Source organism: Mycolicibacterium chlorophenolicum (genome assembly GCF_001044235.1).
GTDB classification, from domain to species: domain Bacteria; phylum Actinomycetota; class Actinomycetes; order Mycobacteriales; family Mycobacteriaceae; genus Mycobacterium; species Mycobacterium chlorophenolicum.
On record NZ_JYNL01000002.1, the window covers coordinates 31,109 to 44,135 of the forward strand.

A 13,027-nucleotide genomic window follows, 5' to 3' on the forward strand; every position below is an offset into this window, starting at 1 on the left:
AGGTCAGCTCAATTCACGATTCGGGGTAGGTGAAACGTGTCAGGAGTCTCATCAGCTGTTCGGGTTCGCCCGGCTTTAGGTGGGCGATCAGCATGTCTGCGATGCTCTGGGCCTCGCAGTGGACCTCCTCGAAGACCTCTAGGCCGTCCTCGGTGATCTGTACCATCCATACTCGTCGATCACCTTCGACGCCTTCGCGCGTCACCAAACCGGCAGTCTCGAGATCGTCGATAGCGCGTCCCACGGCGGCCTTGTCGAACCCCGTCGCGGCGACAAGGTCACGTTGAAGCGTGGGTCCACGATCAGCCAACACGATTAGCATGGCGAAATGCCGCAGTTCCAACCCGAATGGCCGTACCGCCGCGGCTAGTTCACCGGCGGCGCGCAGATGGGCCCTTCGTAGCAGGAGACCCATCGCGAACGGTGACGCGTCCCCGGGACGGTTGGTCGCCCACTTGATCACCGACCGCTTCGCCACTCGCGCCATCATGCCAGCATACCGTGATCACAGCATCCGATACCGTCTCATATGATTAGGTCTTCAAACGAACCGAGAGAACAGCGATCAAAGGCCGATGACGTGCGGCCGCACACCCCGTCGCCGCAGCGGCTGTGGAAGGCGCACGGGTGAGCCGTGTGTGCGATGTCGACCACAGCATCGTTTCGATCGCGTAGTCGATCCAGTGAGTGTGGGCACAGATGACCGCATCTGCGTGCGGCAGCCGGGTAGCATCGACGATGTGACGATCGCGCCTGAAGGTCGAAAGCTGTTGCGTTTGGAGGTGCGCAACGCCGAGACGCCCATGGAGCGTAAGCCGCCGTGGATCAAGACCCGGGCCAGGATGGGCCCGGAGTACCAGGAACTCAAGGCGTTGGTGCGCCGCGAGGGTCTGCATACCGTGTGCGAGGAAGCCGGCTGCCCGAACATCTTCGAATGTTGGGAGGACCGTGAGGCTACGTTCCTGATCGGTGGTGAGCAGTGCACGCGGCGTTGTGACTTCTGCCAGATTGATACCGGCAAACCTGCCGAACTCGACCGTGACGAGCCGCGCCGGGTGGCTGAGAGCGTTCAGGCGATGGGGCTGCGCTATTCCACGGTGACTGGGGTGGCGCGTGACGATCTGCCCGATGGCGGTGCGTGGTTGTACGCCGAAGCCGTGCGCGCCATCAAGACGCTCAACCCTCACACCGGTGTGGAGTTGTTGATCCCGGATTTCAACGGTGACCCGGCGCTGCTGGAGCAGGTGTTCGAGGCGCACCCAGAAGTGTTGGCGCACAACGTGGAAACGGTGCCGCGAATCTTTAAGCGGATCCGTCCCGCGTTTCGCTACGGGCGTAGCCTCGCGGTCCTGACGGCTGCCCGCGACTACGGTTTGGTCACCAAGTCGAACCTGATTCTGGGCATGGGCGAGACGCCCGAGGAGGTGCGCACCGCGCTTCGCGATCTGTACGACGCGGGCTGCGACATTGTTACGATCACCCAGTACTTGCGGCCGTCGGTGCGCCACCATCCGGTCGAGCGGTGGGTCAAGCCCGAGGAGTTCGTTCAACATCAGCAGTTCGCGATGGGCCTCGGCTTCGCCGGAGTGCTGGCCGGTCCGCTGGTCCGGTCGTCGTATCGGGCTGGCAGGTTGTACATGCAGGCGGTCGCGTCGCGGCCTGCGGTGACCTGACGGGATGGCGAACATTCCTGCTGGCCTAGGGATTTAGTGGTCATGCTCCTTTCGGGGCGAGTCTCTTGTGGCCGCTGCCAGCCGTGCATCCTTGCGTGTCGACCGGGCGTTTCGGATTCGTTAAAGAACCCGTAGTCCCCTCGCCGCGGTGCGGAGGATGCGCTCCATTCGTGGACAGCGGGTTCGGCCTGCCGAAGGCCGACCGCTGGACGTGGTGTTATGGCCCGGTGGTGGGAGTGGTCGCCTCAGAGCTGTTGGTATTGAGTGGATTTGGGTCGGCCGGGGGCTGCTTCGTTAAGTCGATGTCGTGGTCGAGGTCGGGCATTACGGGCAGGAACGCGCACACTGGTATGAGGGTGGATCCGCATGGGTCTTGGGGTGAGGCCGCGGCCGGTGTGGCCGACGTTATCGCGACGCCTAGTGCTGCTGTCACCACTATCAGGCATCCACTGGTCGTGCGGTGTCGTGCCATAGCCGTCTTTTTCCTTTGGCCTGGACTTGGTGATGGGCTGAAGGTGTATTCGAGTTGGGGCTGCATGGGCGGCTCGGTTTTTGGTTACCTTATTTGATGGAGTTGGTGAGATCTGGTGTCATCGCGGCGAGTTGGCGCGACCAGTTTGGCCAGTCGTGATTGCCGGTGGATGGTATGTCGAAGTGGCCGTTGTGTCCTCCGATGCTGCGGTAGTGGTCGTAGAAGGCGCGGTTGCTGCCTTGAGCTTGGTCGCAATAGCCCAGCATCGCGGCGGGATCGCTGCATGTGAGTGTGGCCGGGCTGAAGACCCACAGGCGAGTGTTGTTGTCTACCAGCAGCTGCGCGTGTGCGTCGGGGTCATGCCACTTCCACCGGCCAAGCTGGGGCAGTCCCCACATGTTGCGGGTGTCCACGCCGCCGAATTGCTGCATGCCGGCGGTGATCGCGCCGTTGAGTGTGGTGTTTGACGGGGTGAGGAAGCCTGACATGGAGCCGGCGTAGCGGAATCGGTCGGGGTGGAAGGCTGCCAGCGTGAGTGCGGCGGTGCCGCCTTGCGCGGCTCCCACGATCGCATGCCCGCCCGGTGACTGGCCTTTGTTGGCGGCCAGCCAGTTTGGTAACTCGTCGGATAGGAACGTCTCCCATTGGCGGCTTCCGTCCTGTTCCCAGTTGGTATAGAGGCTGTAGGCGCCGCTCGCTGGCGCGGCCACCGACACGCCGGTGCCGGCCAGCGTCGACATGGCGTTGCCGGCGGTGACCCAGTTGCTGACGGTGTCGCCGGCGTTGAAGGCGTCGAGCAGGTACACCGTGTGGGGGCCGCCGGCCATGTATGCGACTGGGATGTCGCGGCCCATGGCGGCTGAGGGCACCATGAGGTACTCGGTTGTGGCGGCTTTTGCTTGCACGGCTGTCCATAGGCATAGCCCGAGCACGGCTGCAAAAATTGCCCGCAGCAGCACCGCGTGTTTCATTGGGCCGTCCCTTCGTTGGTTGTTCGGGTTTGACCCGGCCGGCAGCTTCCGTCGGCGCTGGTCGAGGGTGATGTGATTGAGGGGCTGGGAGTCACGCTGGCGGATAGGCCGGTGGCGGGTAGACGCCGCGCAGGATCCAGGCGAGCCAGTTGGTGCCGTACTCGAGTTCGTCGCTGGCGTCGTAGTCGGGGTTGGGGTCGATTCCTGTTCCATTCGGCGGGCTCTGGCTGACTGCTGAGGTTTGCGGCAGCGTCTCGGTGGGCTGCCCGTAGACGGCGACGACGACGGTGCGGTCGGGGCTGTTTTCGCTCCAGACGCCGACTGCGGTGTTGGCGCAGTTGGTCATGATGGCGTGGTAGTCGGGGTTGTCGTACCACTGGTTGATCAGTTCGAGGCCGCTGATCGCCAGGGCGGGGTTGATCGCGACGGTCTCGGCGACGGCGCCGTGAAAGCCGGCAGCGGTGGCGCGGTCCTGGGGTGTGGACCCGTCGGAGCCGATGTCGCCGTTGAGGCTGCGGTTGTTGAGGACGTCGACGGTGTGCCATTGGGCGGCTAGTCGTAACTGTGCGTTCGCTTTGACGTCGTTGGTGCATCCGGCCTGGTGTTGGGCGGCGTAGATGTCGGCGATGACGCTGTTGTTGAGTCGGTTGTTGTCTGCGTGGGCGGTCGGTGCGGTTGCGGCCAGTACCGCGCTCATACCGACGGCGAGTATCGCCCCTAGTGGTGATAGTGCCGACATCGGTACCTCCGTGCGTGCTGGGGCCAGTTAGGGTGTGGGCGGTTGGTAGTGGGCTGCGGAGTTGCGCAGCTGCCAGATCTGCGCTGGGCACAGTTCATTGGCCGCTTGGGTGATCAGATACGACGCTTGGTACTCATCGGGATTGTTGAAGTCGCTTTTTACGGCGGTCATGACTTCGGCATAGCTTTGACCGGAACTGATGCGCGCGCATAGTCCGCGCCCGTAGGCGATGGCGTCGTCTGCGCTGCGGAAGTTATATCCCGGTCGCACGGTGACGTTGACCAGATAGGCGACGGTATCTGCCTGTGCCGGCGGTGATCCGAGGAGCGCGGCAAGAGCCAGCCCGGCGACGTGCAGGCCAAGGACTGTGGCGGTTGTCGGTGTGTTCATGTGCTGAGTCCTTGCCGTCACACCGGTGTGAAGTCCGAGATGAGCCACTGGTTGCCGATCTTGTCCAGCGTCACCTTCACACTTGAGGCGCTACTGCTGGGAGTGCCGCCGCCGGCGGTGATGGTTTGGTCGACGAATACCAGCACCTGCGCGTGGTTGGCGGTGGCTGATATCGAGGCGGCGGCGGGCACTGTTGCCGTTGCTGAGATTTGTTTCTGCTGGGCGCCGGGGATGACGACATCGTGGATCAGGGAGCTGTAGGAGTCGCGGAACGTGCCGGTGAGCCTTTCGCGGGCGGCGTTGAGTTGCTTGTCGGCTGTGGCCGCCTGGTAGGACAGCAACGCGATGGTGCTTTCGGTGGCCGCGGCCACGGACTGGGTGCGCGCGGTGGCCGTGTCGCTGGCCGATTGGTATTGCCATTTCAGGTAGCCCGCACCCAGCGCCAGTGTAAGGGCCAGTGCTGGTAGCAGCCCGTAGGCGAGAAGACGGCCCCAGCGCAGGCGTGGTCTGGGTCGGCGCGTAACTGGCGCCTCGTCGCTGGCGGCTGGATCATCGTGTGGGTCATCGGATGGCGCAGCCTCAGCGTCGGTCTCGGCCGCCGTCGTTTCGTCCGCGTCGATGCCGGTGGTGTCATTGCCGGTCGCAGCAATCATGGTCACCTGCCTTTCGTTGGGCTATGGGTCGTCATGGGACAAATTGCACGTCAGATACTTTCGCGGTGTCACCGATCTTTTGGACGTTGAGCCGCATGCGCCAGCCTCGCGGCTGCTGATCGGGCGCTCCGGCATTGGATGTCTTCACTGAGACTGCGACGATGACTTGCGCCTGGTCGCCGTTGATGGACTCCACTCCGGCGGCGGTGACGTTGCCCTCGGAGGTGGACTGTGCCTGCTTGACCACGTCGATGAAGGGCTGGACGCGTTGTTGGAAGTCGTCGTGGAAGGTGCCGGTTGCCGAATCGAGAATTCGCGCCACATCGGCATCGACGTGGGCGTAGCTGATGGTGGTCAGGTTGATGGCGGCCTGGCGGCCGGTTTGCAGGAACAGCTCGCGCTGCCGATCGGCTGCCTGGGTCTGATAGGTGCGGTAGCCCAGGTATCCGATCAGTCCGCCGAGAGCGGCGACGATGAGCACCGAGGCGACCAGCGCGGCCCGTAGTCCTGGTCTCGCCTGCTGGGGAACGTGTTGTGATGCGTCATCGACCGGGTCGGACGTCGGTATCTGCGCTGAGTCGTCGCTGGTCTCGGAATCGTAATCGACTGTGCCACTCAGGGAGTCATCTGGGCCGGCGGGTGACGGGTTGGTGGGGCCGTCGTCTGCGGAGTCGGAGTCGGAGTCCTGGTTCGGCGCTATGTCTGTGGCGTCCGGTTCACTGATGCCGTCGTCGGGTGCGTCGTTGTGGCCGCTTGGGTTTCGCGGGTTGCGCGTGCCGGGCATGTGGCGTGCTAGTCGTCTTAGCATGTAGCTGCCCCATCGTTGGAAGGCTTTGTCGGTGTGGGTGTGTGAGGGGTGCGACGGTCGCGGTGATGAGCCGCGCCGTAAGTGATGGTGTCGTGCTTGTCGGGGTGTGGCTGACATGGTCTCGGTGTCCGGTGGGCTGCATCCTGGTCCCGCGGTGCGTGGCCGTCTGGGTGTCGACGCGCAGGGGTGCTCGCGGCTATGACGCTGTGGTACATGGTGTGTCCTGGTGGTCGACGACGACCTGGCGACGCCGGGTCAGCGGCTGGGAGGTGAGCAGCCAGAGCATGGCCAGGCATGCCACTGACAGCCCGGTGAAGGTCAGCCAGCGTCCCAGCAGGGCGAGCGGGGCGATGGAGGCGGTGACTTGCAACGGTATACAGGCTGTCGGCGGATGGATCCGTCCGGCCGGGGATGCGACGATGACGACCGCTGCGATTCCGGCGGCCAGTAACCCGGGTAGGCCGACGAGCGCTCCGCCCAGTGAAATCGCTGCTGAGACAACGATGCCAGCCGCATAGCAGGTGAGGATGACCTGCGGCCGTTGATGATAGCGCTGTGGGTCATGCAGGATGATCGCGGTGGAGCTGGCGATCGCCGAAATCGCGAACGGCTCCCTTACCGCGAAAGTGAAGGCTGCGGCCGGTATCAGCACAATCGTGCCGAGGCACAACCGCACCATCAAGCCGCGGGTGGTGTGCGGGCGGATCCGATGAATCCAGAACCGCTGGACCCGTTGCCGCGAGCACTTGAGGGTCTTAACCGATTTCATTGTGTCCTCGTAAGTGTCGGCCGTCGATGACGGCCGGGCGAGTCTGCGCGAGCGCCGATGCCCGGCAGCGGATGCCTGGCCCGTAAGCTCGAGCCCGCCGATGTCGTGGTCTGGGCTCGGGCGCTGACGCTGCCGGGATCGGGGTGGCGACGGCCGGGAGGAGATGGCAACTAATCTGCTCATGGGGTTAGGGCGTCGGCGGCGTCATCAGGTCTTGCCATGTTTGTGGCGCGTGGCCGCCAGCAAGGTCGGTTTGGGTGTATTGCTTGCCGTCCGGCCCGATATAGCTGCCAGTGGCCGGGTCGTAGTGGGCAATCGCCAGAGGTGGCCCGGCGCCTGGGGCCGCCGGCACGGCTGCGGGCGCGGCAGTGCCGGGCGGCGGCGTTGTACCGGGCGGGAACTCAGGTACACCCTGGCCTGACAACGTCGCGTTGGGATCGCCCTTCCAGTTGTAGCCGTCGTTGAGGGGAACGTATTCCTGGTCGCTTTCGCACAACTTCACGGTGGGAGCTCGCTTACCCGGCCGGGTGAGACAGGGCAGGTTGCGCGCGCCTCGCACGTCTAGGGCCGAATCCTGGGGCACCCGGCAGTACATGTCTCCGGCGGGCCGGTCGGGGTAGTCGACCTCGCTGGGCGGTCGAACCTGTTGCGGCGGGAGGTATCCCGTTGTGCACGGCGGCGGCAGATTGGCGTTGAGATTAAACGACAGCCACAAGCCACGGTAATCCTGTTTCGTATCACGGTTTGCCAGTTGAGACGCCTGAAGCATCTCCACATCGGGTGGCAGCAGCACCAGGATTTGTTCGAGTGCTGGCTGATAGGTGATCGCGACTTGTTCGAGGCTGACCAAGTTGGCCAGCATCACCGGCAGACTCGGCTTGAGACGGTCCAGGAGTTGATGAACTTCGTCGAACGCCGCTGGGCCTTTGTCCAGAATCCCTGTCACGGCTTGGTTTTGATCGCGAAGCTGACCGGTGATCGACGCGAGGTTGGCCGCCCAGTTCTGGATGGATCCCGCGGTGTCTGTTTGAGAGTCAAGGATCGGCTTCGATTTGTCGATGACGGTGGTGATGGCGTCGAGGTTGCGCCGCGCGTCGGAGGCCAACGTGGTTGTTGACGTCACGATGGAAGAAATCTGTGGGCCCAATCCACCCACGGCCGTGTAGGCCTCGTCGATTGCGGTTTTGAGGTCATCATGGGGGATGGCTTGCAGCCCTTTATTGGTTGCGGTTAGCAGCGCGTTGATGTCGGGCGGCAGCGTGGTGCGATCCTGCGGTATGACGTCGCCGTCCTTCAACGCTGGTCCGTTGCCACTGCGGGGAGTCAGCTCGACATAGTTTTCGCCGATGGCTGATTGACTGTGGACGTTGGCGACGACGTCGGCGGGGATCTTGCGATCAGAATCCAGAGACAGCACCGCATCTACCCCGGTGGGGCTTAGCCGCACATCGTCGATGCGACCCACCTGAACTCCGCGGTAGTTGACGTCGCCGTTCTGATATAGGCCTCCCGAGGTGGGCAGGTTCACGGTGACCTTGTAGTGTCCGGCACCGAACCACATCTTGGGCAGATCGAGGAACTCGATGGCCATCACGCTGCCGGCCACTACCGCCACGACGCTGAAGAACACCAGTTTGCGCCTGACTTGCTTGTCGAGATACATCTAGGGCCCCTGATCGAAGCGGTAGGGCGCGAGCAGCGGGTTGCCGGCGCCGTTGGGTGGAGCGCTGTTGGTGCATGGGCTGGGCAGCTGACCGATGGTGCGGCCCCACTGCATCTCAAGCCACGTGAGGTCGCACTCCCATCGGGTTCCGGTGAACAGTCCGGAGTCGATCCGGCTCAAAGTGAGATCGACGATGAGGCTGATGTTGGCGTAGTCGCCGCGGAACCATTTGGTGAGAGTGTCTTTGGTGAAGGGGAAGGTCGAGATCAGGTTGAGCGACCGCGTGATCGACTTGCCGGCATCGCCGAGTGATTGCAGTACGGGGCCAAGGTCGTTGAGTTCTTGCACCAAGGCGGTCTTGGTTTGGTTCACCGAGTCTGCGGCCAACGCGTTGAACTTGCCGAGTTGGTCGACAGCGTCGATGAGGTTGTCGCGCTGGCGGTCGAGGACGGCCAGGGCAGCGGGAATGGTGTCCAGGCCTTTGTCGATGATCGGTCGTTGTGCGGCGAACTTGTCGACTAGTCGGTTGAGGCTGTCGGTGGCTTTGATGATGTCGTCGGTCTGGTCGTTGACCCGTCCGATGAACGTGTCCAGCTGGGTGAGCATGCTACGGAAGTCGCCTTCGCGCCCGGCGAAGGCGACGCTGAGTGCACGCGTGATGTCCTGGACTTGGCCTAGGCCGCCGTTGCTGAGCAGCATGGACGCTGTTGCCAGAGTCTGTTCGGTGGACGGATATGCCTTGCCCGACGAGAGGGGTATCAGCGAGCCCTCATGCAGTCGGCCCTGCGGTGGGGCGTCGGTCGGCGCGGCCAGTTCGACGTGTAGCGATCCCAGCAGGCTGGTCTGTCCCAGCGTGGCGATCGCGTTGCCGGGCAGTCTGACATCGCCGTTGAGTCTCATCGTGATGAGGGCATGCCAGTCCTGTCTTTCGATCTTGGTGACGGCGCCGACGGTGACGTCGTTGACCCGTACCCGCGAATTGGGTTGGAGCCGGTCCACATCGGGCATCTGCGCCTGGACGGTGAACGAATCGGGCCCGCGGCCCTGGGTTCCAGGCAGCGCGAAGGTGTTTAGGCCGCGCCATTCGCATCCGGTGGCCACTAGGGCCACCAGCAGCACAACCATGGCGATCATGAGGGGCTTGCGGCTGGTCATTAGGACCCCGGCCCTGAGGGGACCATCATGCCGGGCAGGCCCGCGGCGGGATCAGTGGTTTGCGTCGGCGGCGCACCGGTGTCCAGCGCGGCTTCGGCGGGCAGCGGCGCCTGGGCAGGATTAGGCGCCGCTGCCTGTGGTGGTTGTGGTGGGACGTAGTCCGGGCGCATCCAGTCCTCGCTGTAGGTGACTTCATTGGGCCGTGCACTGGGTCCCACGATCGGATTGAATCCCAGTGGGGGGAAGTTGTATTGGCGGTTCTTGACAATCGGCGCGAGGTATTGCACGCAGAGCTTGGCCGACTGCTCGGCACCAAGGCGGGACGCCGCTTGGATCGCGCCGCACAGGAAGGTGAGCGGATCGGCGAAGTTGTTGACCGCCGCGATGCCGCTCAGTGTGCCTTGGGCTGGCTGGTAGAGGTTGGCCGCGTTGGCCGCGACGGTGGGCACGATGTGGAGGGCCTGTTTGATGTCGTCCAGACTCTGCGTCAGCGCGGTAGAAACCGACGCCAGTTTGTCGGTTGTGGTGCCCAGGCTTTCGCGATTGTCAGCGACGAAGCTCTGTACTTCTCCAACGGCGTCGTTGAGGTCCTTGACTGCGTTGGCGACTTCGTGTGGATCGTTGGCGAACAGGGCTGTCACCGACGCCAGGTTGGTGTTGAGTGAGCGCAGCACGTCGGTACTGTCCTGCAGCGCCGACACCAGAATTGACAGGTTCTTGACGCTACTGAAGATGTCGCCGCTGTGATCGCCGAGTGCTGAAAGTGCCTGTGAGAGTTTGACGATCGTGTCGTGGATTGCAGCGCCTTGTCCGCGAAGGTTATCGGCGGTCGTTGAAACCAGCGACCCTAGGGTGCTCACTCCGCCGGGCTCGGTGGGCTGCAGCATGGTGGCCAGCCGCTGAAGTTGGACGCGTACGTCGTCCCATTCCACCGGAACGGCGGTGCGCTGCTGTGCGATCACCGCGTGGTCTTGCAGGGTCGGCCCGCTTTGGTAGGGCGGTGTGAGTTGAATCGCTCGCGCGGTCACCAGTGTCGGCGAGAGGATGACCGCTTTGGCGTCGGCGGGCACCTGGTATTGACTGTCATACCAGAAGGTGATTTTGACTCGTTGCGGTTCGGGCTCAATGTTCTCGATTTTGCCGACGTTGACGCCTCGGATACGCACGTCGTCGCCGGCGAAGATGCCGTTGCTGTTGTCGAAGTAGGCGGTCACTTCGATGCGGTTGGCTTGCTGGTGGCCCCGCACGAGCAGGTATCCGCCGGCGGCGAGCACACCGACCAGCACGACGGTCAGGGCGATCTTGGCGGTGCGGTTTGTTTTCACTGGCCGGCTCCCGCCGTTGCGGGGGCGGGTTCACCGGGCGCCGGCACGAACACCGGGCTCGGGGACGGCGTCGGTGAGGCGTGCGGGTCCGGGGCTGCAGGTGCTGGCGGTCCGGGCGGTGGGCCGCCGGGTGGGGGTGCCGGCAGGGGCTCGCGATACGGATAGCAGCCGGGTCCGGGCAATGGTAGGCCTGGCGGTCCGCACTGCTGGTCGTCGGGTTTGCCAGTGATCGCGTCGGGCAGCGTCAGGTTCGGCTCGCCGCCCTGCCCGGTGCGCGGGTAGGGCACCGGGAGCGCGGGGGTGCCGGGCTGTCCGGTCTGTGGATCGGTGCGCTGTGACGGTGCCAGGACGTGGGGGTCCAGCCCGAGATCAGAGAAGGCCGCGTCGACGAATGGCTGGATGAACTGGCCTGGAATCAGGTTGGCCACATAGGCTTTGAAGAACGGGCCGCCCGAGAGCGACTCACCGAAACTCATCGCGTAGGTGTTGAGGCCTTTGATGGATTGTTGGATTTCGGCTTTGTGGTTGTCGAGGGTCGTCAGAACGCCGTTGAGTTTGTCTAGCGCGGGTTTGAGCGTGGTCCGATTATCGGCGATGAACCCGCGCAGCTGCTGAGCAAATGCGGAGGCATTTCCTGAAAGTTCGTCCAGCGCAGCGCTTTCGCGGCGCAGGGCGGCAAGAAGGTTGTTGCTGTCGTGGATGAGCTGCACGATCTTGTCGGTGCGATCGGCCAACACGGTGGTGGCTTTGTTCGCATTCGACAACAGATTACGCAGCTCGGCGTCACGGGCGTCGATGGTCTGTGAGAAGCGTGCCAATCCGTCAACTGCCAGCTTGAGTTGCGGTGGAGTGTCTTTCAACGTGGTTGACAATGTTTGTAGCGCGGTGGAGAGCTGGTTGGTGTCCAGTCCGCTGATCGTTGCGGTCAAGTCGCCGATGGCGTCGGGCAGCTGATACGGCGAGGTCGTTCGGCTGGTGGGGATCGCGGCGCTGAGGTGACCTGGTCCGCGCGGCGATACTTCGAGGACCTGCATGCCGAGCAGGCTGGTTGCCTTGATGCTTGCTTCGGTGCGCTCGCCGAGCCGGATATTGTCGGGCACAGTGAATTTCACCAATGCGCCTTGGGGTGTCAGGCTGATGCTTTGCACCTGGCCAGCGCTTAACCCCGAGACCTGCACGGCTGCCCCGGACTGAAGGGCGCCGATCTCTTCGAAGTACGCCATATAGGTGGTGCCGCCAGAGAAGAACGGCAAGCTGCGGAAATTCAAGCCGCCCACGGCAACAACGGCGATCAGCACCAGCGAGACGGTGCCGATGATGATGGGGTTGCGTTCCCGGAAGGACTTCATCGTGGTGTGCACCTGCCCGAACTCTGCCCGGCAATCTTGATGTAGACCGGTTGCCCGCCTTTGCCATTGACTTTCAGCGCGATGTCACACAAGTAGAAGCTGAAGAAGTCGCCGTTGAGCGCCTGGCGGTTGAGGACCCGGTAGGCGTCGGGCAGTGTCTTGAGGAAGTTGTCGAAGTAGTCGTAGTCCGACAGGACAGCGCCGGCGGCGCGATCGGTCTCATGAACGGTTTTCTGTAACGGTGGGCGCGCCTGGCTGAGTAGGTCGGCGATGCTGGCGGCGCCGGCATTCGCATAGCCGAGCGCGGCGCTGATGTCCTGATTACGGCCCTCGAGCGCGTGGACCAGTTGCGACAGTGAATCGATCGCCTGGCCGAACTTGTCCGAGTGCTCGCCCAGCGATCCGAGGACCACATTGAGGTTGGTGACGACTTGCCCGATCAGGGCATCGCGGTCGGCGAGGGTATTGGTCAGTGCCGCAGTCTGGGTCAGTATCGATCCGATGGTGGGTCCCTGTCCTTGGAAGGCGGCGATCAATTGGCCGGTGAGGGCATTGGTCTGGTCGGGTTTGAGTGCTTGGAACAGCGGTCGGAATCCGCCGATCAGTACGTCGAGATCGAGCGCCGGCGCGGTGCGCTCGAGTGGGATGGTGCCCCCGGGTGCGAGCTTCGTGGTGGGCCCGGCGCCTTGTTCCAGCGCGAGGAAGCGCCCACCGATGAGGTCGTCGTAGCGGATATCGGCGCGGCTTCCCCCGGTCAGCACAACAGAGGGGTCGATGCTGAAGGTGACCAGTGCGTTGGCGTCATCTTGGATCGTGATGTTTTTGACCTTGCCGACTTCCACGCCGGCGATGCGCACAAAGTTGCCACTCTTGAGGCCACTGACGGTGCTGAACAGCGCGTTGTAGGTGCTCTGCCGCTCGAATCGAAGCTGCCCATAAACGATGATGAGACACACCGACCCCACCACGCAGATTGTGAGGAACGCTGCGAGCCGCCACAGCAGTCCTGCAAGGTTACGCCGCAAAGCTTTTCACCTTTCTGAGGTAGCTGACTGGCCGG

Annotated in this window: 13 protein-coding genes; 1 reads left to right on the top strand and 12 read right to left on the bottom strand. The window is 63.5% G+C overall.

The features are described from left to right. Positions 1 to 13: 13 nt before the first annotated feature. Positions 14 to 478 (bottom strand): MarR family winged helix-turn-helix transcriptional regulator, encoded by a 465-nt coding sequence (locus MCHLDSM_RS01095; protein WP_201780342.1) that lies wholly within the window; start codon positions 476 to 478, stop codon positions 14 to 16. 262 nt (positions 479 to 740) lie between these two features. Here MCHLDSM_RS01095 and lipA point away from each other — a divergent pair, with 262 nt between their 5' ends. Next, positions 741 to 1,673 (top strand): lipoyl synthase, encoded by a 933-nt coding sequence (lipA, locus tag MCHLDSM_RS01100; protein ID WP_048468523.1) that lies wholly within the window; start codon positions 741 to 743, stop codon positions 1,671 to 1,673. Between the two features lie 561 nt (positions 1,674 to 2,234). On the opposite strand, the gene MCHLDSM_RS01105 is transcribed toward lipA, so the two are convergent. From MCHLDSM_RS01105 to MCHLDSM_RS01155, 11 genes are all read right to left on the bottom strand, one after another. Beyond that, positions 2,235 to 3,116: an alpha/beta hydrolase-fold protein gene (locus tag MCHLDSM_RS01105; RefSeq protein ID WP_048468482.1), complete on the bottom strand. Its 882-nt coding sequence runs from the start codon at positions 3,114 to 3,116 to the stop codon at positions 2,235 to 2,237. Positions 3,117 to 3,207: 91 nt separating this feature from the next. Beyond that, positions 3,208 to 3,813: a CAP domain-containing protein gene (locus MCHLDSM_RS01110; RefSeq protein WP_109788714.1), complete on the bottom strand. Its 606-nt coding sequence runs from the start codon at positions 3,811 to 3,813 to the stop codon at positions 3,208 to 3,210. Positions 3,814 to 3,882: 69 nt separating this feature from the next. Beyond that, a complete protein-coding gene (locus tag MCHLDSM_RS01115; protein ID WP_048468484.1) occupies positions 3,883 to 4,245 on the bottom strand; it encodes a DUF732 domain-containing protein in 363 nt (120 codons plus the stop codon). A gap of 17 nt (positions 4,246 to 4,262) precedes the next feature. Continuing rightward, positions 4,263 to 4,898: an Rv1363c family protein gene (locus MCHLDSM_RS01120; protein WP_048468524.1), complete on the bottom strand. Its 636-nt coding sequence runs from the start codon at positions 4,896 to 4,898 to the stop codon at positions 4,263 to 4,265. A 31-nt stretch (positions 4,899 to 4,929) separates the two neighbouring features. Beyond that, a complete protein-coding gene (locus MCHLDSM_RS38890) occupies positions 4,930 to 5,379 on the bottom strand; it encodes an Rv1363c family protein (RefSeq protein ID WP_234713808.1) in 450 nt (149 codons plus the stop codon). A 523-nt stretch (positions 5,380 to 5,902) separates the two neighbouring features. After that, a complete protein-coding gene (locus tag MCHLDSM_RS01130; RefSeq protein WP_131722569.1) occupies positions 5,903 to 6,388 on the bottom strand; it encodes a hypothetical protein in 486 nt (161 codons plus the stop codon). 274 nt (positions 6,389 to 6,662) lie between these two features. Then, positions 6,663 to 8,138: an MCE family protein gene (locus tag MCHLDSM_RS01135; RefSeq protein ID WP_048468486.1), complete on the bottom strand. Its 1,476-nt coding sequence runs from the start codon at positions 8,136 to 8,138 to the stop codon at positions 6,663 to 6,665. Continuing rightward, a complete protein-coding gene (locus tag MCHLDSM_RS01140) occupies positions 8,139 to 9,272 on the bottom strand; it encodes an MCE family protein (protein WP_280513799.1) in 1,134 nt (377 codons plus the stop codon). It lies immediately after the preceding gene. Between the two features lie 20 nt (positions 9,273 to 9,292). Next, positions 9,293 to 10,618 (bottom strand): virulence factor Mce family protein, encoded by a 1,326-nt coding sequence (locus tag MCHLDSM_RS01145; RefSeq protein ID WP_048468488.1) that lies wholly within the window; start codon positions 10,616 to 10,618, stop codon positions 9,293 to 9,295. Next, positions 10,615 to 11,967, bottom strand: a complete 1,353-nt coding sequence (locus tag MCHLDSM_RS01150; RefSeq protein WP_048468526.1) for an MCE family protein — start codon at positions 11,965 to 11,967, stop codon at positions 10,615 to 10,617. The genes MCHLDSM_RS01145 and MCHLDSM_RS01150 overlap by 4 nt, the downstream gene beginning before the upstream one ends. After that, positions 11,964 to 12,992: an MCE family protein gene (locus tag MCHLDSM_RS01155; RefSeq protein WP_048468489.1), complete on the bottom strand. Its 1,029-nt coding sequence runs from the start codon at positions 12,990 to 12,992 to the stop codon at positions 11,964 to 11,966. Before MCHLDSM_RS01155 ends, MCHLDSM_RS01150 begins: the two co-directional genes overlap by 4 nt. Between the last annotated feature and the right edge of the window lie 35 nt (positions 12,993 to 13,027).

Excerpts from the sequence above, each read along its gene's own strand:
- MCHLDSM_RS01105 (WP_048468482.1), bottom strand. The coding sequence starts at position 3,116 with ATGAAACACGCGGTGCTGCTGCGGGCAATTTTTGCAGCCGTGCTCGGG.
- MCHLDSM_RS01110 (WP_109788714.1), bottom strand. The coding sequence starts at position 3,813 with ATGAGCGCGGTACTGGCCGCAACCGCACCGACCGCCCACGCAGACAAC.
- MCHLDSM_RS01115 (WP_048468484.1), bottom strand. The coding sequence starts at position 4,245 with ATGAACACACCGACAACCGCCACAGTCCTTGGCCTGCACGTCGCCGGG.
- MCHLDSM_RS01120 (WP_048468524.1), bottom strand. The coding sequence starts at position 4,898 with ATGATTGCTGCGACCGGCAATGACACCACCGGCATCGACGCGGACGAA.
- MCHLDSM_RS01135 (WP_048468486.1), bottom strand. The coding sequence starts at position 8,138 with ATGTATCTCGACAAGCAAGTCAGGCGCAAACTGGTGTTCTTCAGCGTC.
- MCHLDSM_RS01140 (WP_280513799.1), bottom strand. The coding sequence starts at position 9,272 with ATGATCGCCATGGTTGTGCTGCTGGTGGCCCTAGTGGCCACCGGATGC.
- MCHLDSM_RS01150 (WP_048468526.1), bottom strand. The coding sequence starts at position 11,967 with ATGAAGTCCTTCCGGGAACGCAACCCCATCATCATCGGCACCGTCTCG.